Consider the following 22,449-nt stretch of genomic DNA (forward strand, 5'->3'; position numbering starts at 1 on the left):
CCCGGGGAACCGGCCGCCGCAGGGGCGACCGTGTGGGTCAGTTGCGGTTGATGGTGAAGGTCGAGGTGGGGTTCTGGATGTCCACCGCGTTGTTGCTCAGCCGCAGGTTGTTGAAGGTGACCGACCCGACGGCCGGACCCTGCCCGGCCTCCGGCATCGGGTTTGCCCAGATCGCGAAGCCGGACTTCGCGTCGTAGGCGTCACCGCTCTTGCGGGCTCCACTGATGGAGATGTTTGTGAAGACCGTGTCGGTGATGGGGAACTGCGGCTGCCCGTTGACGTAGTTCGTCTGGAACATGATGCCGCTGTAGGTCGGGTCGACGATGTCCACGTCGCTGACCCGGATGCCCTGGAACACCTTCGAGGCGGAGAAGACCCAGATCGCCGGGAAGGTCTGCCCGCCCCAGAAGTGCCCACCGGCCCGGACGATCGAGATGTTCTCGAACCGGGTGGGCGGGCTCGCGCCGAAGCCGTTCATCGGGTAGCCGAAGTCGAGCGAGCTGATGGTGATGCCGGAGTAGACGAGCGTGTCCGCGATGTAGATGTTGCGGAACGTGTTGCCGTAGCCGCCGTAGACGGCGACACCGGCGGCCCGCCAGGTGAGCGTCGACGTCAGGTTCTCGTAGACGTTGTCCCGCATGTCCGCGCCGCCCGCGTCGATTGCCGAGAACAGGGCGAAGCTGTCATCGCCGGTGGCACGAGCGTCGTTGTTGCTGACCAGGTTGTTGGTGCTTCCGTTTGTCATGTTGATGCCGTCGGCGAACATGTTCCGGATCCGGGAGTTCTTGATCGTCATGTAGTCGGTGTTGGCGCCCCAGTAGAGGCAGACCATGTGCTCGTTCCAGATGTTGTCGATCACGATGTTCGACACGTTGGCGAAGTCGAACACCTTGCCCGGGCCGTCGATCCGCGAGGTGTAGTTACCGAAGTACGCGAAGTTCTTGAACGACGATCCGGCCGCCGAGTTCTCGGCCCGGAAGCCGATGTCGGTGTTGTCCTGGCCGGATGGGGCGTTGAACCGCGTGTACCAGGGGCCGGCGCCGGTGACCTGGACCGCCTTGCCGTACACCTGAAACTTGGACGAGGTGGAGTAGTTGCCGGCCGGCAGGTACACCCCGAGCAGGTTGCCTGTGGTGTCCATCCGCACCCGGTCGAGGGCGTTCTGCACGTCCTGGTGGGTGAAGCCGGTCGGCGTGGTGTACCGCGCCGGGTCCGGGTTGGCGATCGGCGCCACCTGCTCGGTGTTGATGAAGTCGATGGCGTACGTAGTGGTGTTGGCCGGGTCCTTCTGGAGGCGGATCCTGCTGCCCGCCGGGACCGTCGAGTTGAGCATAACGTTGGCTTCGTCGTAGATGTGCCGTGGACCGCCCGCGCTCGGCGTGTTACCCGGGCTTGTCTCGTTGCCGTACAGCCAGGCATACCGGGAGGTCAGGTCGATGGCCTTGTGGAACGTGCCGTCGACGTAGATGTTGAGCGTCGAGTTGATCCCGCCGCCGCCGGGTGCATCCGGGATGGAGAAGCGGGTGACGAGCGTGTTGGTGCTGGCCCGGGTGGTCCACTCGACGTAGCTGCCTGTCGAGTTGAGGGTCACCGCCCGGCGACCGGACGCCTCGCCGGCCACGTCGCCGACGGTCCGGTTCGGCCCGACGACAGTCGCGCCGCCGCCGACCACGCCGTCCTCGGCCTCGTACATGTCGTACGGCATGTTGGCGCCGCGACCGACGAAGAGCGGGCGTTCGCTCGTGTTGTTTGCCTGCTTGACGGGCAGTTCGTTGCCGTCGGCGGCGAGCACCACCCGGACTGTGTACTTGCCGTTCGCGGCCGTCCAGGTGCCCAGGTTGACCGGGCCGACGGTCGCCCCGGCGTTGATCACTCCGGAGTACGAGCCGGTAAGGGTCCGCACCACGGTGCCGGCCTCGTTGAGCACGGTGAGGGTGATGCCGTGCGCCCCGGACGCGGATGCCACGCTGCCGGCGTTGCGCACCGACACCGAGAAGGTGACAGTGTTGCCGGCCGACGGGTTGCCCGGTGACCAGGCGACCGCCGAGGCGACCAGGTCGGAGCTGGCGACCTGGCTGACCACCAGCGGGTTGGGGTTGGTGTAGCTGTTGTTGGTGTCGTCCTGCTCGACGACTGTGTTGCTCTCGTCGACCTTCGCGCTGAGCGGGTAGCTGCCCGCGTCACGGGTGCCGATGTTCGCGCTGACAGTCGTCGACGCGCCTGCGGCGAGACCGCCGACGGACGCGGTGCCGACCCGGGTCGCACCGAGGTAGAAGTTGACGTTCGTGGCACCGGAGGCCGCCGAGCCGGCGTTGCGCACGGTGGCCGACAGGGTGACGGCACTCGTCTCGACGGGCGCGGACGGGCTGAACGACATGCCGGTGACTGTCAGGTCCGGGTTCGGCGCCGGAACGCCGATGACCTGGAACTCGGCTACCTGTCCGGCCGGTGCGCCCGTGTTCGAGGCGATCGAGAGCCGTACGTCGGCCGCCGCGCCCGACACCGGGATGGTCACCGTGTTGCCGGTGGCCGGGTTGAATGTGTAGTTGGCCGCGCCGAGAAGCGTGGTGAAGGTCGACGAGCCCTGGTCACGGCCGAGCACTGCGATGTTCTGGGTACGCGTGCCCCAGGCCGAGTCCGGGTTGAGCTTCACCACGATCTGGCTGAGGCTGGCGTTCGCGCCGAGCTGCACGGTCAGCGTGCTCGGGTTGCCGTTGCCCTCCCAGTAGGTGGCGACGTTGTTGTCGTTGGCATTGGTGGCCACGTACGTGTGGACGTACCCGGAGGCGGTGATCGGCTTGCCGACCGCGAGGTTGGTGCCGACCGGCGGGTTGCCGGTGCCGGTGCGGGTCACGGTGTTGCTGTTCGCCGACTGGTTGCCGGCCGCGTCCCGGGCCCGCACGTAGTACGAGACAGTCGCGGTGTCCGGCTGGCTGTCGGTGTACGTGAGCGTCGAACCGCTGACGCTGCCGCGCAGCGCGCCGCCCGCGTAGATGTCGTACCCGGTCACCGCGACGTTGTCGGTGGACGCGGCCCAGGTGAGCCGGATCTGGCCGCTGGCGGGCTGGGTGTAGGCCAGGTTGCCGGGGGCGCTTGGTGCCTGGGTGTCGGGGCTGCCGGCGGCGCCGTACACCTCGACCTCGGAGATCTGGGCGGCGGGCCAGCCGGTGTTGGCGGTGACCTGGATCCGCACGTAGCGGGTGCTCGCGGCGGTGAAGCTGACGGTCGCGGTGTTGCCGCTGGCCGGGTTGAACGTGTAGCCGGCGGACGCCTTCAGGGTGGTGAAGGTCGAGCCGTTCGTGGAGCCGAGCACCGACAGCGTCTGGGTGCGGGTCTGCCAGGCCGACGACGGGGGCAGTTTGAGCACCACCCGGTCGACGCTGACTGTGGCGCCGAGGTCGGCCTGGATCCATTGCGGGAACGCGTTGTTGGCGCTCTCCCAGTAGGTGTCGGTGTTGCCGTCGTTGGCGTTGCCCGCCACGTAGTTCTGGTTGTAGCTGCTGGCGGTCATCGTGGCGGAGAGCCCGGCGAGCAGGGCGGCGCGGGCGGCGGACGCGGACGCGTCGACCGCCGGTGCGGCGCTGGCCGCGGGGGTGAGGGCCGGTGCGGTGGCGAGGAGCATGCCGGCGAGCGCGCCGGCGAGCAGCCGCCGGGCTCGGGTGGGACGGCGACCGGGCGTGCCGGTCGGTGGGGTGCCTCGTCTGGTGCCGGTTCTGGACATGGGTCGCTTACACCTCTTTCGGGGGTGGTGGGTGCGTTGCGTTGCCCGGTGACGGGTGCAGGGGATACGCCCGTCGTGCCGCGACAGGTGGAGACGGTGCGATTGCGTTCCTCGTCTCTCCTCTCTCTCGATGTCAGGTCGGGTGGGTGGTGCCGGCGGGGACGGGACCGCCGGCACCACGTGCGGTCAGGTCAGTGCGGCGCCGTCCGCCGCGTGCGGCCCGTCCGCCAATTCGGGGGTACGCAGCCAGACGGCCGTGTCCGACGGCAGCAGACCGTCGTCGAGTGGGCCGCTGGCCAGCAGCAACTCCCCGTCGGCGGGCAGCGGCACCGCCGTGTCGGAGAGATTGACCAGGCAGCGGAAACCACCGCCCCGGCTGAAGGCGAGCACACCGTCCGGGGCGGGCAACCAGCTCAACCCGCCATCGCCGAGCGCCGGGTCGGCCCGCCGGAGGGCGATCGCCGTCCGGTACAGCTCAAGCATCGACGTCGCGTCGCCGGTCTGCGCACGGGCTGTCCGGTCCTTCCAGTCGGCCGGTTGGGGCAGCCAGGGTGCCGCCGCACCCTTCGGGCTGAACTCGAACGGCGGCTCGTCACCGGCCCAGGGCAGCGGCACCCGGCAGCCGTCCCGCCCGGGGTCGACCCGGCCGGAGCGTTCCCACATCGGGTCCTGGCGCAGCGCGTACGGGATGTCCTCGACCTCCCACAGACCCAACTCCTCGCCCTGGTAGACGTAGGCCGCGCCGGGCAGCGACAGCGACAGCAGCGCGGCGGCCCGCGCACGACGGGTTCCCAACTCCAGGTCGGTGGGGATCCCCTCGCGCTTGGCGGCGAAGCTGAACGTGGTGTCCGCCCGGCCGTAGCGGGTGACGTGCCGGGTCACGTCGTGGTTGGACAGCACCCAGGTGGCCGGCGCGCCGACCGGTGCGTGCGCGCTCAGCGTCCCGTCGATGCTCTCCCGCAGCGCCGGGGCGTCCCAGGCGCAGCCGAGGAAGTCGAAGTTGAACGCCGCGTGCAGCTCGTCGGGGCGCAGGTAGTTGGCGAACCGCTGCCGGTCCGGCAGCCACACCTCACCGATCAGCGCCCGCTCGCCCGGGTAGGAGTCGGCGACCCGCCGCCAGCCCCGGTAGATGTCGTGTACGCCGTCGAGGTCGTGGAACGGGTGCGGCTGGTCCGGCTGGACCTCGGGCAGCGTCCCGTCCTTGACAAGCAGCCCGGCCGAGTCGATCCGGATGCCGTCCACGCCCCTGTCGAACCAGAACCGCAGGATGTCCTCGAATTCGGCCCGCACCCGGGGGTGGTCCCAGTTGAAGTCCGGCTGCTGGGGGGCGAACAGGTGCAGGTACCAGTCGCCGGGTGTGCCGTCCGGGTTGGTGGTGCGCGTCCAGGTCGGGCCGCCGAACTCGCCTACCCAGTCGGTGGGCCGCTCGTCACCGTTCGGGCCCCGGCCGGGGCGGAACCAGAACAGGTCCCGCTCGGGCGCTCCCGGGCCGCCGGCCAGCGCGGCCTGGAACCACGGATGCGCGTCGGAGCAGTGGTTGGGCACCACGTCGACGATCGTCCGGATGCCCAGGTCGTGCGCCTCGGTGATGAGCGCCTCCACCTCGGCGAGGGAGCCGAAGACCGGGTCGATGTCGCGGTAGTCGGACACGTCGTAGCCGGCGTCGGCCATCGGCGACGGATACCAGGGACTGAACCAGATCGCGTCGATGCCAAGTGCGGACAGGTGGTTCAGCCGGGACCGGATGCCGGCGACGTCGCCGACGCCGTCGCCGTTGCCGTCGGCGAAGCTACGTGGATACACCTGGTAGATAACCGCTCCACGCCACCACGGACCGCTGTCTGCTGTGGACACGAGCACCTGCTTTCTGCGTCAGTACGTCGACGGGTCGCCGACCTGAATATGTGTCGGGCGAACCACAGTTGTTCGCCGCAGGAAGTGGCAGTGATTGGCTACCCCTTGATGCTGCCCGTGGTCAGACCGGACATGATGTTCCGCTGGAAGATCAGGAAGACGATAACTGTCGGGATGGCGGCGATGACCGACGCGGCGATCACCACGTTCATGGGCGTACCGCCCGCGAAGGCGTAGATGCCCACGCTCACCGTCCGGGTCTCCGGCGACGGCATGACCAGCTTGGGCCAGAGGAAGTCCTTCCACACCGCCGTCACCGCGAAGATCGAGACCACGCCGAGAATGGGACGCGACAGCGGCAGGATGATCGACCAGAGTGTGCGCAGCGACGTCGCCCCGTCCATCAGCGCCGCCGCCATCAACTCCTCGGGAATCGAGTCGAAGAACCGTTTCAACAGGAAGATGTTGAACGCGTTCGCGACGAGGGGCAGCCAGATGGCGAACGGTGAGTCGAGCAGGTTGATGTGCACGATCGGCAGGTCGATCACTGTCACGTACTGCGGGACGATGAGCACCATCGCCGGAATCATCAGCGTCCCCAGCATCAGGGCGAGAATGACGTTGCCGAACATCGGTCGAAGTTTCGACAGCGAGTACGCGGCGGCGGTGTCGAAGACCAGTTGGAACAGCACCGCGCCGGCCGCGTAGTAGAACGTGTTGAACAGCAGCTTGGCCAGGGCCAGGTTGTTCCACGCGTCGATATAGTTCTGCGGCTGCGGGTCCTTCGGAAACAGCGACGGCGGGGTCTGCGCGATCTCCTGGCCGGATTTGAGCGCGCCGGTGACCATCCAGTAGAGCGGCCCGAGGAAGACGAGCGTGAAACCCGCGACGACGACCGCGAGCAGCGTCCAGTAGATGATCCTGCCGCGCCCCCGACTGAGCTGGGCGTGTGAGATGAGGGTCCGGGTGCCGGAGTCCTGTGCCATGTCCTCGCCCCGTCCTAGTCCTGTTTCGCGCTCAGCCGCAGGTACGCGGCGGAGAAGCCGGCCAGCACCACGAGCATGATCACGCCGAGCGCCGCAGCGCCGTTGAGGTCGTTCTGGAAGAAACCGTGCTGGTAGATGAGGTACGCCACCGAGGTCGCGGAGTCCTCCGCGCCCGCACCGTTGGCGAGGATCAGTGGCTCGATGAAGACCTGCATCGTGGCGACGATCTGCAACATCGCCAGGAGCGCGAGGATCAGCCTGGTCTGCGGGATGGTCACGTGCCGGATCCGCTTCCAGATCCCGGCGCCGTCCAGCTCGGCTGCCTCGTACAGCTCGCCGGGAATGTTCTGCAACGACGCCAGGTAGATCAGCACGGCGCCACCCATGTTCATCCAGGTGGAGGCGACCACCATCGCCGGCATCGTCATCTGGGGCGACTGCATCCACTGCGACGTGGGCAGGTGCAGCGCCTTCAGGATCGCGTTGAACAGCCCCGCCTCGCTGGGGTCGTACGCGTAGAACTTGAACAGGAACAGCGCCGACGCCGGCGGCAGCATCACCGGCAGGTAGACCAGGATGCGCAGGTACCCCTTGGCGTGGCGGAACTCGTTGAGCAGGACCGCCACGAAGAACGGCACCACGTACCCGAGGACGAGCGCGAGCACCGTGAAGGTGAACGTGTTCTTCCAGGCGGTCCAGAAACTCGGGTCGCCGATGATGCGGGTGTAGTTGTCCCAGCCGACCCAGGTCGTCTCACCGCGCCGGGTCCGCTGGAAGCTCATGACGATGCCGCGGATCATCGGGTACCAGGAGAAGACGACGAAGCAGAGCACGGCGCCGATCAGGAACGCGTGCCCGGTGAGGTTGTCCCGTACCTTGCGGCCGAGGCTCGTGCGTTGCGGCCCCGCCGAGTACGGCGACGTCGGGCGACCCGGTTTCCTGGGGGTCTCCGGGACGGTGGTGATCGCCAAGGCAACTCCAAGTCAGTGACGCGGACGGTGCGGCGGGCGGTGTGGGGGCCGGTGCCACGGCCCCCACACCTGCCGATCAGCTCTCGGCGGCCAGGAGCTGGTTGACCTTGTCCTCGGCCGTCTTGAGCAGTGCGTCGATGTTCGAGTTCGGGTTCGTCAGCACCCCGGACATCGCGGCGTCGAGCACCGCGTAGATCGCCTGCGCGTTACGCGGCTCACCCTTGATCGGGACCGGGGTCGCCTCGAAGAGCGCGAAGTTCGCCGTGTCGACGTTCGCGTTGGCCTTACGCAGTTCGAGTTCCTGCTTCTGCGCGTCGCTGCCGTTGGCGAAGAGCAGCGGCTGGGGCAGACCCACCGGGTAGTTCTGCGGCTTGGCCCGGACGTAGTCGAACTGGCCCTTGCCCGGGGTCAGCTTCTGGTACGCGATCCACTTCAGACCGGCCTTGACCTGCTCGGGAGTGAGGTCCTTCTTGAAGAAGTAGCCCTCGCCGCCACCGAGCGTCCCCTTCGCCGCGCCGTCCTGGCCGGGCAGCGGGCTCATCGCCCAGTCCTGGAACTTGCCCTGGAACTGGCTGACGATCGCCTGGGTGGCGTCCGGCGCGCCGATGAACATGCCGACCTTGCCGGCGCCGGCGTTGGTCAGCAGGTCGCCCCACTGGAGCAGCTGCCGGGCGCCCATGCTGTTGTCGCCGTACCGCATGTCCTTGATGTTCTGCAGGACCTGCTTGCCCATGGCGTTGTTGAAGTCGGCCTTCTTGCCGTCCTCGGTCAGCACCCGGCCGCCCTGCGAGTAGAGCAGCGAGGTGAAGTGCCAGCCGCCGGTGTTGCCGGCGCTGTACTCCGAGTAACCGGCGATGCCGTCACCCAGCGCGGAGATCTTCTTGGCGGCGGCCCGGACGTCGGCCCACGTCTTGGGCGGGTTGTTGACGTCGAGCCCGGCCCGCTGGAACAGGACCTTGTTGTAGACCAGGCCCATCGAGTAGTTCTTCACCGGAACGGCGTAGAGCTTGCCGCCGTCGGTGAAGACGCCCTTGAGCGCCGGGTCGACGCTGTCCCAGGTAGGGATGGTGTCCTTGTTGGCGTACTGGCTGATGTCCATCGCCTGACCGGAGTCGAGCACCTGCTGGAGATCGGTCATGTACCCGTAGAACACGTCCGTCACGGTGCCGCCAGCGAGGCGGGCGGTGAAGTCCGGCGGGTTGTTGCACTGCTCGCCGACGCTCACGCTCTTGATGACGATGTCCGGATTCTGCCGCTGGAACTCGGCGACATCGTCGTTCCAGTTCTTCAACAGCTCTTTCTGCGCGCCGACGGGCTGACAGTCGACGGTGATGGTGACCTTGCCGCCGGCGGTCGCGTCCTTGTCGTCGCCCTTCGTGGAGCACGCCGTGAGGCTGAGCCCCAGGCCGGCCACGAGCGCTAAGGCGGCAGCCTTTCGGTATTGCGGTACGGACATCTGTCCATCCCTTCGGGAACGGGTGTCTCCGTGAACTTCGCTGATCTGCGGTGATGCGACCTGACGCCGAGTAACGGCGCCCGAGCCAGGTGTGAGTGAGGTCACTGTAACGACGTCGACTCATCCCGGCAAGACATCGACTTGAATTTGAAAGGACACGACTTCTTAACGGCAGATGCGGACAGCAGCGCGCACCACGCCGGCTCTGGGGGCTTTTGGAAGCGTTTGGACCATCGGTGTTTGGGCTGGCGATGCGGGGTTGCAGCGTCAACGAAAATGGCCGCCGACCGCCGGAAGCGGTCGACGGCCGAGCGTCGTCCAATGGGGACCAGACCGGCATAACCGGAGGTCGGGCTAATGATCGACTCGATATCGCCGATGTTGCGGTGTCCCGGTCACGCGATACCCCCATGTCGCCGACCTGGAGTCGATCAGCGCTCAGCGCCGCGGGGCGCGGGTCAGCGGCCCGGCGCGGGGCGCGGGTCAGCGGCCCGGCGCGGCGTGGGTGCGAGGGCTCAGCGGCGAGGGGCTGGGGCGGTGGAGCCCCGAACGACAAGCTCCGGCTCGAACAGCAGCTCGTCCTGCAGGACGCCGACGCCCTCGATCTGGGTGACGAGCAGGTCCACAGCGGCCTGGCCCATCGTTTCGATGGGCTGCCGGACCGTGGTCAACGGCGGGTCGGTGCAGGTCATGAACGCCGAGTCGTCGAAGCCCACCACCGAGATGTCGGCCGGCACCGCACGACCCAGCCGGCGGGCGGCCCGGATGGTGCCCAGTGCCAGCACGTCGCTGGCGCAGATGATGCCTGTCACGCCTCGCTCGACCAGTTTGGTCGCGGCGACCCGCGCACCCTCCATCGAGAAGCTGGAACGCTCGACGCACTCCCGCTCGCCGTCACCCCAGCCGGCGGCCTGGACCATGGCGTCCAGCTTGCGGCGCGACGGCACGTGCCCCTCCGGGCCGAGGACCATCCCGATCCGTTCGTGACCGAGCGAGCGCAGATGCCCGTACGCCTGCTCGACCGCCACCGCGTCGTCGGTGGAGACCCGGGGGAAACCCAACTCGTCCACACCGGCGTTGACGAGCACCACCGGAAGGCCACGATCGGTCAGCCGGCGGTAGTGGTCGTGCTTCGCGTCGGCGAGCGCGTACGAGCCGCCGGCGAAGATCACCCCGGAGACCTGGTGGTCGAGGAGCATCTCCACGTAATCCATCTCGGACACACCGCCGATGGTGCGGGCGCAGAGGGCCGGCGTGTAGCCGCGCTGGGCGAGGGATCCGGTGACCACCTCGGCGAGCGCCGGGAAGATCGGGTTTTGCAGCTCGGGCAGCACCAGCCCGACCAGCCGGGCACGCTCGCCGCGCAGCTTTGTCGGTCGCTCGTAGCCCAGCACGTCAAGTGCGGTGAGCACAGCCGTCCGGGTGGCCTCGGACACCCCGTCCCGGCCGTTGAGCACCCGGCTGACGGTGGCCTCGCTGACGCCCGCCTTCTTGGCAACTTCAGTCAACCGCTTGGTCACGGCCGCAATCGTACGTCACGGAACTGCAAGAAATGAACAGCAGATCCGCCGGAATTTGCTGTCTCGCTGCCGCATCTTGCCGCCTCGGCCGCCCTCGCTTGGCACCTGTCGGCACCGCCAGCGGCAAAGTCAGGAGAGGTCGCGGAGGGCGTCCTCGATGGCGCGGTGGAAGGTCGGGTACGCGTAGATCATGTGCCGGAGCTGACTCAGCGGCACCGCCGCGTGCACCGCCACGACCAGCGCGGAGAGCACCTCGCCGCCGGCCGGGCCGACCGAGGTCGCGCCGACAAGCACGCCCTCGTCGGCGTCCGCGATGAGCTTGATGAAGCCCTCGTCGCCGACCTGGTGGATCCACCCACGGGTGGAGCTGCCCAGCTTGGTGAAGCCCACCTGCACGTTTATGCCCCGCTCGCGGGCCTGCCGCTCGGTCAGACCGACCGCGCCGACCTCGGGGTCGGTGAAGGTCACCCGGGGCAGCGCGCGGTAGTCGGCGCGCGGCACGCTGCCGGCCGACCCGCTCGACCCGCTTGCGGCAAGCGAATTGGAGGCGCCCATCGCACCGCCGACCACGCTGGCGGTCCCGCTGGCGTCCGGCCCGGCATTCGCCTGCCGAACATGGGCCAGCACGTCGGCCACCACGATCCCCGCCTGGTACATGGCGATGTGCGTGAACGCGCCCTCGCCGGTCAGGTCGCCGACCGCCCAGACGCCGTCGGTGACGTGCAGCCGGTCGTCCACCGGCAGGTAGCGCTGGGTGGCGCTCACCCCGACCGAATCCAACCCCAGCTCGTCCAGGTACGCCCGGCGGCCGGTCACCACGAGCAGACGCTCGGCGGTGAACTCCGCCCCGCCGGCCCCGTGCAGCGTGAACCGGCTGCCGTCGTGTTCGACCCGCTCGGCGCGTACCCCAGTGTGGATCTCGACGCCGTCGGCGCGCAGCGCCGCGTTGGCCACCTCGGACGCCTCCGGCTCCTCGACGGCCAGCACCCGGTCCAACGCCTCCACCACAGTGACCTGGACGCCGAAGCGGGCGAAGACCTGGGCCAGCTCCAAGCCGATGGCGCCGCCGCCGAGCACGAGCATCGACACGGGCAGCCGCTCGACCTCGATCGCCTGGTGGTTCGTCCAGTACGGGGTGTCGGCCAGCCCGTCGATCGGCGGCACCGAGGGCCGGGTGCCGGTGCCCAGCACGACACCGTGCCGGGCCTGGAACACCTGGTCACCGACCCGGACGCGGCCCGGCCCGTCGAGCCGGCCGCTGCCCCGGACGAACCGGCCGCCCTTGCCGGTGAACCGCTCGACCGCGACCCGGTCGTCCCAGGTGTCGGTGGCCTCCTCGCGGATCCGCTTCGCCACAGGCGCCCAGTCCGGCTGAACCTGGGCGGTCCCGGCCAGCCCGTCGACCCGACGTGCCTCGGCAAGCGCGTTGGCCGCTCTGATCATCATCTTGCTCGGGATGCAACCCCAGTACGGGCACTCGCCACCGACCAGGTCCCGTTCGATGCCGACGACGCTGAGCCCGGCCTCAGCGAGCCGCCCGGCCACCTCCTCGCCGCCGACCCCGAGCCCGACCACGACCACATCCACCAGCTCCGGCTCTGCCACTCCGACAGCATCCCCCAGTGGCCCCACCCCGGCCACCGAGGTGCGGAAAAGTCGGCGAGCCCATCGGGCCGCGCCGCCTACGGTGGCCTGATGCACGCACGCTTCGCTCCGGTCCGAGACTGCTTCCACGACCTGTTCACAAGCGGTCGGGAAACCGGCGCCAGCCTGGCCATCTGGTACGACGGTCAGCCGGTTGTCGACCTCGTCGGCGGGTCGCGGACCACCGACGCGTCCGGCGGTGAGCCGTGGCGGCCGGACACGCTTGTGAACGTCTACTCGGTGGGCAAGCCCGTCGCGGCGCTCTGCCTGCTGATGCTCGTCGACACGGGGCGGGTCGATCTCGACGCGCCGGTGGCGCGGCACTGGCCGGAGTTCCGTGCCCCGGCGACCGTGCGCCAGGTGTTGTCGCACACCGCCGGGCTGCCGGCCTTCCCGGTGCCCCGACCGGCCTCCGCGATCAGCGACTGGGCGCTGCTCGCCGGCGACCTGGCCGCCGCCGACCCCGAGTGGCCGCCGGGTTCGACGGCCGGTGAGCACGCCTGGACGTACGGGCACCTGGTGGGCGAACTGGTCCGCCGGGTGGACGGTCGGTCGGTGGGCCGGTTCCTGGCCGAGGAGATCGCCGGCCCGTGGCGGCTCGACCTCGCCTTCGGGCTGGCCGCCGCCGATCAGCGGCGCTGCGCGGACCTGCGCTACGGCGACCCGCAGTGGCCGACCCGGGCGCTCGGCGAACCGGGCTCGTTGCGGGCGCGGGCGATGGGCAACCCGACCGGCGGGCTCGACCTCGCCGTGCTGAACAGCCCGCTCTGGCGGGCCGCCGAGATGCCGGCGGTCAACCTGCACGCCACCGCCGCCAGCCTGGCCCGGCTCTACGCCGGTCTGCTGGCCGGCGGTGTCCTGGACGACGTACGCCTGTTCAGCCCCGAACTGGTGGCGGAGGCGACACGGGTCCAGTACGACGGGCCGGACCTGGTGCTGGACCGGGTCGCCCAGTGGACGCTTGGCATGCAGTGGGAGCCGGACGGCAGCTGGGGCATGGGCGGCATCGGCGGCAGCAGCGCGTGGGCCGACCCGGGCCGGGGCTACGCCCTCGCGTACGCCACAGCCCGGCTGGCCGAGCACGACCGTGTCGACGAGCTGGCGGATGCCCTGCACTCCTGCCTGTGACCGCTTGTTAGGAAGGGCCCCTTTTGCAGGTGCCCTTGCTTTCTCCGCAGCCGGCGGTCAGCGGATCGTCGGCCCCGGAATCGTGACGGGGGTGCCGGTCGGGGTGAGCAGTGCGCGGGCGGCCACCGCCATCCGCCGCCGCTTCGGCACGAGGGCCCGCCGGGCGAAGACGTCGTAGTCCTGCGCGGCCACCTCGTCGAGGATGCCGCCGTAGAGCGCGTACGCGGTGCGCATGCAGGCCTGCGAGGCCGGCGCGAGCATGGTGATGCCCGGCGCTGCGGCCGCGTAGTGCGCCTGGGCACGGGTCACCTCGTACTCGATCAGCTCTCTGGTCCGGGACGTGCCGCGCCCCCGGGCGCGGGCCTCGAGCAGGTCGTCGCGGGTGACGCCGAACTTCGCCAGGTCCTCGTCCGGCAGGTAGGTGCGGCCCCGGTCGAGGTCCTCGGCGACGTCCCGGATGAAGTTGGTGAGCTGGAAGGCGAAGCCGAGCTGCCGGGCGGGCTCACGGGCAGCCGCCGGGTCGGAGCTGCCCAGGATCGGCAGCATCATGGTGCCGATGACGGCCGCCGAGCCCTCCATGTAGTCGAGCAGGTGGTCGTACGTCGGGTACGCGGTGACGGTCAGGTCCATCGCCATGCTCTTGAGAAACGACGCAAAGTCGTCCCGGCCGAGGTCGAAGACGGCGATCGTGTGCAGCACGGCCGGCAGCAGCGGGTCGTCGACCGGCGCGCCGTGCAGGCCGGCGACGAACTGCGTGGACCAGTCGTCGAGCAGGGCGGCCCGCTCGGCCGGCGGAAGGTCCTCGGTGCGGTCGACGATCTCGTCGGCGTACCTGGTGAAGCCGTAGAGCGCGTGCACGTGTCGCCGTTTCCAGGCGGGGAGCAGTCTGGTGGCGAGATAGTAGGTCCGGCCGTGGCGCTTGTGCAGCTCACGGCATCGGTCATAGGCAGCGGTGAGATCCGTTTCCACCGGCCCTCCTCAATTATCGACGCACCAATCGACGCAACTCGTAGCCTAGGGTACGCTCGCCCTCATGGCCAACGACGCAGCGGCGGGCAACACGATCCGGCTGGCGCCAACCGGGCCGGCCGACAGGGACGATCCGGTCCGCGCCGTCCTGGCTGCGTACACCCATGACCTGAGCACCGCGGTGGATGGCACCCTCACCACTTTCCTCACCGCCGAGGTCGCATCACTCGCCGACATCGACGCAGCGATGGGCACATTCGCGTCCGCCGCGCGGGACGCCGTCCTGGCCGGCGGCAAGCGCCTCCGATCCACCTTCGCCTACTGGGGCTGGCGGGGGGCGACCGGCGGCACCGAATCACTCGTACCGGTGCTGCCCGCGCTGGCAGCCCTCGAACTGCTGCACACCTTCGCGCTCGTGCACGACGACGTGATGGACGCCTCCGCCACCCGTCGCGGCCGGCCGACCGCCCACGTCGCGCTCGCCGCCCAGCACGTCGCCGCCGGTCATCGCGGCGACCCCGGCCGCTATGGCGAGGCGGCCGCGGTGCTCATCGGGGACCTCTGCATGGTCTGGGCCGACCGGCTGCTGGCGCGCGCCGCGGTGCCGCCGGCCCGTCTGCTCGATGTGCGCCGCTGCTACGACCAGATGCGTGTGGAGACGATCGCCGGGCAATACCTCGACGTGCTCGGCGAGAACGACGCGGCCAACTGGTCGGTCGATCGTTCGCTGCGGGTGGCCCGCTACAAGACCGCCTGCTACACGGTGCAACGACCGCTGCTCTTCGGCACGGCCCTGGCCGGGGTGAGCGCCGATGCCCCGCTCGTTGCCGCGTACTCCCGCTACGGCCTGGCCGTCGGCGAGGCGTTCCAACTCCGCGACGACCTGCTCGGTGTCTACGGCGACCCGGCCGCCACCGGCAAGCCTGCCGGCGACGACCTGCGCACCGGCAAGCCGACCACGCTGCTCATGCTGGCCCGTCAACTGGCCACGCCAGCCCAGCTCAGGGCGTTGGATCGCGCTGGCGGTGGGCCGATCGACAGGTTCGCCGAACTGATCGCCGACACCGGCGCTGTCGCGCGGGTGGAACGGATGATCGCCGAGCGGGTGGGCGATGCGCTTGCCGCGCTCGACGCCACACCCGTGGACCGGACGGCGCGAACGGCGCTGACCGGGCTGGCCACCGCCGCCACCAACCGGCAGGCCTGATGAGCGACTCTCTCAAGGAGGTCACGTGCGCACGGTGACGGGACGAACGGATCGGGTGGTGGTCGTCGGCGCCGGCCTGGGTGGGCTGGCCTGCGCCCTGCACCTGGCCGGCAGCGGCCGGCAGGTGACAGTGCTGGAGCGGGAGCCGGTGCCCGGTGGGCGGGCCGGCCGGCTCTCGGTGGACGGCTACGACTTCGACACCGGCCCGACGGTGCTCACCATGCCCGACCTGATCGCCGAGGCGCTCGGTGCCGTCGGCGAGGAGCTGCGCGACTGGCTCGACCTGACGCCGCTCGACCCCGCCTACCGGGCGTACTATCCGGACGGCTCGACGCTTGACGTGCTCACCGACACCACGCGGATGGCCGCGGAGATCTCCCGGGTCTGCGGGCCGCGCGAGGCCGACGGCTACCTGCGTTTCGTCGAGTACGCGCGGGAGCTGTGGCGGCTGGAGCGGGCCGACTTCATCGAGCGGAACCTGGACGCGCCCACCGACCTGATCACGGGCAACCTGCTCAAGCTGATCACCGGGGGCGCCTTCCGCCGCCTCCAGACAAAGATCAACCAGTTCTTCCGCGACCCGCGTACCCAGCGGATCTTCTCCTTTCAGGCGATGTACGCAGGGCTCGCCCCGCACGACGCGCTTGCCATCTACGCGGTCATCGCGTACCTCGACTCGGTCGCCGGGGTCTACTTCCCGCGCGGCGGCATCCACGCGGTCTCCCGGGCGATGGCCGGCGCCGCCGAAAAGCACGGCGTGCAGATCCGGTACGACACCACGGTGACCCGTGTGGAGACCGCGAACGGCCGGGCCACCGGCGTGCTCACCGCCGACGGCGAGTTGGTGCCGGCGGACGTGGTGGTCCTCAACCCGGATCTGCCGGTCGCCTACCGGGACCTGCTGCCCGCCGCCCCCAAGCGCCGTCTCACCTATTCGCCGTCGTGCGTCGTCCTGCACGTCGGCTCGCGGCAGGGATATGCGAAGATCGCCCACCACAACATCCACTTCGGCCGCGCGTGGAAGGGCACCTTCGATGAGGTCATCCGCAGGGGCGAGCTGATGACCGATCCGTCGCTATTGGTCACCAACCCCAGCCGGACCGACCCGTCGGTGGCCCCACCGGACCGGCACACCTACTACGTGCTCGCTCCGGTGCCCAACCTCGACCGGGCGCCGTTCGAGTGGCGTGGCGACCTGACCCGACGCTACGGCGACCAACTGATCGGCACCCTTGAGGAACGCGGCTACGTCGGCTTCGGCGACGGGGTCGAGGTGCTCCAGGCCATCACCCCCGCCGAGTGGGCGGAGCAGGGCATGGCCGCTGGCACCCCGTTCGCCGCCGCGCACACGCTCTTTCAGACCGGCCCGTTCCGCCCGTCGAACCTGCACCGCGACCTGGCGAACGTGGTGTTCGTCGGATCCGGCACCCAGCCCGGTGTGGGCGTGCCGATGGTGCTGATCTCGGGCAAGCTGGCCGCTTGTCGGATCACCGGGGAGGGCAGATGAGCAGCCGCGAAGAGCACCTCGTCGAACTTGTCGACGACGCCGGGCAGGCCCACGGTGAAACCACAGTGGCAGCCGCCCACCAGCCGCCCGGGCAACTGCACCGGGCCTTCTCCGTGCTGCTTGTCGACCCGGACGGCCAGGTGCTGCTACAGCGGCGGGCCGCGGTCAAGACCCGGTTTCCGCTGCGCTGGGCCAACTCCTGCTGCGGCCATCCCCAACCCGACGAGTCGCTCACCGAGGCCGCCAACCGGCGGCTACGCGAGGAGTTGGGCACCGGCCCGGTCGAGCTGACCGAGGTCGGCGTCTACGTCTACTACGCCGAGGACCCCACCACCGGGCGGGTCGAATTCGAGTACGACCACGTGCTGCGCGGCGAGTTCCTGCCCGCCGCCCCGCTGCAACCGGACCCGGACGAGGTGGCCGAGCTGCGCTGGGCCGACCCGGCCGCCCTCGAGGCCGAGTTGGACCGTGACCCCCGGTCGTACGCACCGTGGCTGGGCGGGGTGGTGAACCGGCTGCTGCGCCCCTCTGGCTCGACGTCGGGCGCCCCCGGCCCGACCGTGACCCCGCCCGGATCGTCGGCGGATGACGCGGCGGAGCGGCCGGGTGGCCGATGAGGAGCTGAGCGCTGGCGCCGTCGCGCGGCGGCTGGGGGTGGCGGTCACCACGCTGCGCACCTGGCACCAGCGCTACGGGCTCGGCCCCAGCGAGCATGTCCCGGGCCACCACCGCCGGTACACGCCCGCCGACCTGGCACGCCTTGAAATCATGCGACGGCTCACCGCCGAAGGCGTGAGCCCCGCCGAGGCAGCCCGGTGGGCACGCCAGGCACCGAACCAGGCGGCCGCCGACGCCCTCCGCAACGGGGGCCGGATTCGCCCGCTCACCCGCGACGGCGGCGGATCCATCCCGGTGGGTCGCGCCGGCCCGGCCGCCCGAGGGCTGGCCCGCGCCGCCATGCGACTGGACGCCGCCGCGATGAGCGAGACGATCGCGCACACACTGACCGCCACCGGTGTCGTCGCCACCTGGGAGACCCTGCTGCGCCCCGTACTCGTCGGCGTCGGCGAACGGCACGCCGCCACCGGCGCCCTGGTCGAGGTCGAACACCTGATTTCCCGCTGCGTGTCGGAGGCGTTCGCGGCAGCCAGCCGGGCCAAAACCCCCACCGGCCCCGCCCGCATCCTGCTGTCGTGCGCCGACGAGGAGCAACACAGCCTGCCCCTGGAGGCGCTGGCCGCCGCGCTCGCCGAGGTCGGCATCAGCTGTCGGATGCTTGGCGCCCGGGTGCCGCTGGCCGCCCTCGTCGAGGCGGTTTCGCGAACCGGCCCGGCCGCCGTCGTGCTCTGGTCGCACACCCGGGCAACCGCCGACCCGGCCCAGCTCGGAGCACTGCTCGCCGCGCCTCGCCGCCCGCTGCTGATCCTCGCCGCCGGCCCCGGCTGGCAGGCCGACACACTGCCCGCCGGGGTGGTGCGCCCGGTCGACCTGGCCGAGGCGCTCTCGCTCGCCGTCGCCGTACGCGACTCCCTGGACCAGGCGACGGGGGCCTGACCGGCTCTGTCGGCTTTGCGCGGCTTCCACTACCGTCGGTGGTCCGCCTGCCCCGACCCCCCGGGAGCGAACGATGCAAGCCCGCGCCGCCCTGGCGGCCGTCCTCGCCGTGGTGCTGACCCTGGCCGGTTGCGCTCAGCCGGGCGGCACCATCCACGCCACAGGTGGGGTGCAGCCGACCGAGTCGACCACCCCGCCCACCCCGACACCTGTCCCGTCGCCGCGCCCCACCCGCACCAAGCCCCCGCTGCGACCGCTGCCGACCCAACTCCCGGCCGGCCTGCGGCGCAACACCGGCGTACGGCCTGTGGCGTTGACCTTCGACGACGGGCCCAGCCCCACCTGGACCCCCAAGGTGCTCGACCAACTGCGGGCGGCCAAGGTGACCGCCACCTTCTGCGTCGTCGGCTACGAGGCGCAGCGCCACCCCGACCTGATCCGGCGGATCGTCCGGGAGGGGCATCAGCTCTGCAACCACAGTTGGCGGCACGACCTCGACCTCGCCCGCCGGCCGGTCGCCGAGATCCGGGCCGACCTGACCCGGACCAACAGGGCCATCCAGGCGGCGGCCCCCGGCACTCCGGTGACCTTCTACCGCCAGCCAGGCGGCCGGTGGACGGCGGAGGTGCTGGCGGTGGCGAAGGATCTCGGCATGCGCCCCCTGCACTGGAACGTCGACCCGCAGGACTGGGACAAGCCGACGGCCGCGACGATCGCCAAGCGCGTCCACTCCGGCGCCCGCCCCGGGGCCATCGTGCTGCTGCACGACGGCGGCGGCGACCGGGCTGCGACGCTCGCCGCCTGCCCGCACCTGATCTCCGACCTGAAGCGCCGCTATGGCATCGCCCGACTCCGCTAGATCGGCCCTGACCTGCGGTTATGCGGCCCGCCACCGCCCCGGCGATACCGGTTTTGTCGACCGACCAGGCATCACGTATGCTTTCCAAGCCTCCGGCGGGGCCGGATGGGAGCAAGTCCGCTTGAAGTTGCGAGTGTGCAATGATGGCGGGGCCGCCCTCATCGTCTAGCGGCCCAGGACGCCGCCCTTTCAAGGCGGTAGCACGGGTTCGAATCCCGTTGGGGGCACGACCGGCGCAAGCCGGAGCAACACAAGCTAGGTCCTGTGGAGCAGTTGGAGTGCTCGCCGCCCTGTCAAGGCGGAGGTCGCGGGTTCAAGTCCCGTCAGGACCGCAGCGCATACGCCGCGCCTCGCGCGGCGTTCTGCGTATCGGAGCGTGTGACCCTGCCGCTGATTCAGCAGGTCGGCGGGTAGCATGAGCCGAGCAACACGGCCAGGTAGCTCAGTTGGTACGAGCGTCCGACTGAAAATCGGAAGGTCGGCGGTTCGACCCCGCCCCTGGCCACATAGCCTTTCGCCGGGCTACAGGAGCGCCGATCAGCGGAAACGCCGGTCGGCGTTCTGCTTTTCACCTTCGCTACCCGTCTCCACGGTCTGACCCTCGTTGACCACGGAATCCCGCTGATGCCCGGCCCTTGTCGCACGGGGATCGCACGACGAACCTCGCTGCGAGTAGAGGTCCAGCTCCATCGGCATGTAGCTCGCCTGGCTGCCACGTCTCGCTCGGCGCTCATCCTGGGCTCCTTCGCCGTCCCGTCTGAGATCGCCGCCGCCGGCTGAGCGGCACCTGGGCCGGTGGTGCGACGCTGCCGCTGACCTGGCCTCAACCATTCCGATGGCGGGTGGCGTCTTATCTGGCGAGGGGGTGGGGATGACCGAGACGTTCCACGAGTTCGTGGTGCACCGCTCTCCTGCGCTGTCCCGGACCGCCTACCTGCTCACCGGCGACCACCAGCTCGCCGAGGACCTGTTGCAGTCCGCACTGGCGCGGACGTACCGGCACTGGCGGCGGATCCGCGGCGGCGACCCCGAGGCGTACGTGCGACGCGTGATGTACCACCAGCAGGTCTCCTGGTGGCGGCGCCGCCGGCTCACCGAACGGCTGGAGTCGCACCCCACCGACCGGCCCGGCGACGACCACTCCGAGTCGACCGCGCTGCGGCTAAGCCTGGCCGCCGCGCTGCGCCAGCTCACCCCCCGCCAGCGCGCCGTGATCGTGCTGCGGTTCTACGAGGACCTGACCGAGGCGCAGGTCGCCGAGGTGCTCGGCTGCTCGGTCGGCACGGTTAAACGGCACGGCCACGATGCCATCCACCGACTGCGCGCCATCGCCCCCGACCTGATCGACCGGACGACGGAAAGGAGCCCGCGATGACCGCCCGACTCCGCGACGCCCTGCGCACCGCCGCCGCCGACGTGCCCACCTACCCCGTGTACGAACGAGCCCTCGCCACCGCCCGCCGCGCCCGCCGCCGGTCCGCGATCGCAACCGTCGCGGCACTGGTGCTGGTCGCGCTGACCGGGGCGATTCTGCCGCTCGCGCGTACCCCCGCCGCCGACCCGGGGGCCAGCACGGACGCCGCGCTGCCCGACCGGATCGCCCTGCCACCGATCGGCACCCTGCATGCCACCGACCGACCCCGCCTCGGCCCGGCATCGGTCATCTTCAGCGGCCAGGCACCACGCCTGCAGGGCTGGGACGAAGATGGCATCGTCGGCGTGGTCAGCGCCGACTCCGACCGCTACCGAATCTTCTCCATGGGCTACGAGGCACCCGTCGGCGAGAAGGTGATTCTCTCCCCTGACGGCCGGTACATCGCCCGGCCAGGCGGGCCTCCCGACGACCCACGGGTCGACATCATCGACCTGGTCGCCGGCGGCCACACCCGGCGGTTGGACAGCAAGGTTGCCGACAGCGTGGGGACTACCCCGTTGGCCTGGTCACCCGACGGCAAGCAACTGGTGGTCGAAGACAGCGTGCCGACCAGCCCGGAGGGTGCCAGCTACCGGCAGGTGCTGAGCATCGTCACTCTCGACGGCGAACGCTGGACCTGGTTGACCGACGAGGCCCAACAGGCGATCTTCGGCTCGCCCGTCGCCTTCGCCCCAGGCGGAAGCCGGCTCGCGTACCAGGTTGGCCGGACCGTGACGGTGGCGGACCCGGACGGCCGAAAGGAGTCCTCCTTCCTGCTGCCCGCCGAAAGCTGGCTCGCCGGCAAGGGGGCATGGACGACAGACGGTGCGTTGACGCTCGTCACCCGGAAGGCCGGAACCAGCGACTGGAGCCTGCGCTCGGTCGATCCCACCACCGGCAGGGACACGGGACCACTGCCTCTGCCCGGCGTCTCCGGCGTGACCGCAATCCGACTGCTCGGCTGGGGCCCGGGCGGGTCAGCGCTGGTGGTCGCGTACCAGCCCGAACCCCTCAGCCCTGACCGGTTCGACCAGCCGCTGGAAATGGACCAGCGCACCGCGTACCCCAACGTGCGCAGGGTGCGGGTGCTAGCGCTGACGCCCGACGCCACCGCGCCGCGGACCATGATGACCGCCCCGGAACAAATCCTCGCCGTCGACGTCGCCGATAACGTGATCCACAGCGGCCGCACCCGCGACGCGAGCCCACCCGACGGAGTAGGCGCCCGGTTCTGGTTCTGGACCATCCTCATCACCGTCCTGATCACCGGTATCGCCGCGTACCGCACACGGGAACAGCTGGCGCTCTGGCTCGACGACCGACGCGTCAAGCGAGCGCGCCGACAGGAGACGTGATCGCAAAGACCGGGAAGTCCGAGTAGCTACTGGCGGATCTCTGAGGAGGGCCGGGGTTCGGGGCGGAGCCCCGAGGTCTTTAGAGTCTCGTCATCCGTTAGCAGCGTTGCCGGCCTGGCCGATGCCGGCCGGAGGTCGCCAGCAGGCCGGGGCCGGATCGGCGCGGCCCGCTTGCGGGCCGCCTTGATCTGATAGAGGCCAATTCGGCAACGCTATTCGGCAACTGGATTGTCCCGTCACGGCTGATGCTTGACACTCGCGTCCCACCTGATGCTTTACGCGTGCTGCTAGCTTTGCCCTTCGC

16 protein-coding genes and 3 tRNA genes are annotated in these 22,449 nt (G+C 70.2%); 11 read left to right on the forward strand and 8 right to left on the reverse strand.

The genetic code is table 11. The features are described from left to right. Window positions 1–37: 37 nt before the first annotated feature. From ACFY2Q_RS02160 to ACFY2Q_RS02190, 7 genes are all read right to left on the reverse strand, one after another. Window positions 38–3,721, reverse strand: a complete 3,684-nt coding sequence (locus ACFY2Q_RS02160; RefSeq protein ID WP_387126693.1) for a discoidin domain-containing protein — start codon at window positions 3,719–3,721, stop codon at window positions 38–40. 186 nt (window positions 3,722–3,907) lie between these two features. Then, window positions 3,908–5,575, reverse strand: coding sequence for a glycoside hydrolase family 13 protein (locus ACFY2Q_RS02165; RefSeq protein WP_387126695.1), 1,668 nt, complete (start codon window positions 5,573–5,575; stop codon window positions 3,908–3,910). A gap of 98 nt (window positions 5,576–5,673) precedes the next feature. Continuing rightward, entirely contained in the window at window positions 5,674–6,561 is an 888-nt protein-coding gene (locus ACFY2Q_RS02170) for a carbohydrate ABC transporter permease (protein ID WP_387126697.1), read from the reverse strand. Window positions 6,562–6,575: 14 nt separating this feature from the next. After that, window positions 6,576–7,532: a carbohydrate ABC transporter permease gene (locus ACFY2Q_RS02175; RefSeq protein WP_387126699.1), complete on the reverse strand. Its 957-nt coding sequence runs from the start codon at window positions 7,530–7,532 to the stop codon at window positions 6,576–6,578. 76 nt (window positions 7,533–7,608) lie between these two features. Beyond that, window positions 7,609–8,988 carry an ABC transporter substrate-binding protein gene (locus ACFY2Q_RS02180; RefSeq protein ID WP_387126701.1) on the reverse strand — a complete coding sequence of 460 codons (1,380 nt, stop codon included), beginning with the start codon at window positions 8,986–8,988 and terminating at the stop codon, window positions 7,609–7,611. A 515-nt stretch (window positions 8,989–9,503) separates the two neighbouring features. Continuing rightward, the gene (locus tag ACFY2Q_RS02185; protein ID WP_387126703.1) at window positions 9,504–10,508 is read right to left on the reverse strand and encodes a LacI family DNA-binding transcriptional regulator; all 1,005 of its coding nucleotides are present in this window, start codon (window positions 10,506–10,508) and stop codon (window positions 9,504–9,506) included. Window positions 10,509–10,637: 129 nt separating this feature from the next. Next, a complete protein-coding gene (locus ACFY2Q_RS02190) occupies window positions 10,638–12,113 on the reverse strand; it encodes a dihydrolipoyl dehydrogenase family protein (protein WP_387126705.1) in 1,476 nt (491 codons plus the stop codon). Window positions 12,114–12,203: 90 nt separating this feature from the next. On the opposite strand from ACFY2Q_RS02190, the gene ACFY2Q_RS02195 reads away from it, so the two are divergent. Continuing rightward, the gene (locus ACFY2Q_RS02195; RefSeq protein ID WP_387126707.1) at window positions 12,204–13,280 is read left to right on the forward strand and encodes a serine hydrolase domain-containing protein; all 1,077 of its coding nucleotides are present in this window, start codon (window positions 12,204–12,206) and stop codon (window positions 13,278–13,280) included. Window positions 13,281–13,337: 57 nt separating this feature from the next. Here ACFY2Q_RS02195 and ACFY2Q_RS02200 read toward each other — a convergent pair whose 3' ends face one another. Then, window positions 13,338–14,249, reverse strand: coding sequence for a phytoene/squalene synthase family protein (locus ACFY2Q_RS02200; protein WP_387126709.1), 912 nt, complete (start codon window positions 14,247–14,249; stop codon window positions 13,338–13,340). 64 nt (window positions 14,250–14,313) lie between these two features. On the opposite strand from ACFY2Q_RS02200, the gene ACFY2Q_RS02205 reads away from it, so the two are divergent. The 10 genes from ACFY2Q_RS02205 (at window position 14,314) to ACFY2Q_RS02250 (ending at window position 22,145) form a co-directional block, all read left to right on the forward strand. Further along, entirely contained in the window at window positions 14,314–15,456 is a 1,143-nt protein-coding gene (locus ACFY2Q_RS02205; protein ID WP_387126711.1) for a polyprenyl synthetase family protein, read from the forward strand. A gap of 25 nt (window positions 15,457–15,481) precedes the next feature. Continuing rightward, entirely contained in the window at window positions 15,482–16,963 is a 1,482-nt protein-coding gene (gene crtI, locus ACFY2Q_RS02210; RefSeq protein ID WP_387126713.1) for a phytoene desaturase family protein, read from the forward strand. Beyond that, window positions 16,960–17,580, forward strand: a complete 621-nt coding sequence (gene idi, locus ACFY2Q_RS02215) for an isopentenyl-diphosphate Delta-isomerase (RefSeq protein ID WP_387126715.1) — start codon at window positions 16,960–16,962, stop codon at window positions 17,578–17,580. Before crtI ends, idi begins: the two co-directional genes overlap by 4 nt. Continuing rightward, window positions 17,570–18,517 carry a MerR family transcriptional regulator gene (locus tag ACFY2Q_RS02220; protein WP_387127565.1) on the forward strand — a complete coding sequence of 316 codons (948 nt, stop codon included), beginning with the start codon at window positions 17,570–17,572 and terminating at the stop codon, window positions 18,515–18,517. The genes idi and ACFY2Q_RS02220 overlap by 11 nt, the downstream gene beginning before the upstream one ends. A 73-nt stretch (window positions 18,518–18,590) precedes the next feature. Continuing rightward, a complete protein-coding gene (locus tag ACFY2Q_RS02225; RefSeq protein WP_387126717.1) occupies window positions 18,591–19,376 on the forward strand; it encodes a polysaccharide deacetylase family protein in 786 nt (261 codons plus the stop codon). 154 nt (window positions 19,377–19,530) lie between these two features. After that, window positions 19,531–19,603 (forward strand) — tRNA-Glu (locus ACFY2Q_RS02230). A 31-nt stretch (window positions 19,604–19,634) separates the two neighbouring features. Beyond that, window positions 19,635–19,708 (forward strand) — tRNA-Asp (locus ACFY2Q_RS02235). 99 nt (window positions 19,709–19,807) lie between these two features. Next, window positions 19,808–19,881, forward strand: a tRNA-Phe gene (locus ACFY2Q_RS02240). A gap of 366 nt (window positions 19,882–20,247) precedes the next feature. Then, a complete protein-coding gene (locus tag ACFY2Q_RS02245) occupies window positions 20,248–20,751 on the forward strand; it encodes a SigE family RNA polymerase sigma factor (RefSeq protein ID WP_387126719.1) in 504 nt (167 codons plus the stop codon). Further along, window positions 20,748–22,145: a TolB family protein gene (locus ACFY2Q_RS02250; protein ID WP_387126721.1), complete on the forward strand. Its 1,398-nt coding sequence runs from the start codon at window positions 20,748–20,750 to the stop codon at window positions 22,143–22,145. The genes ACFY2Q_RS02245 and ACFY2Q_RS02250 overlap by 4 nt, the downstream gene beginning before the upstream one ends. Window positions 22,146–22,449 lie beyond the last annotated feature (304 nt).

The sequence above is a fragment of the Micromonospora sp. NPDC000316 genome (assembly GCF_042898885.1).
Taxonomy (GTDB): Bacteria; Actinomycetota; Actinomycetes; order Mycobacteriales; family Micromonosporaceae; genus Micromonospora.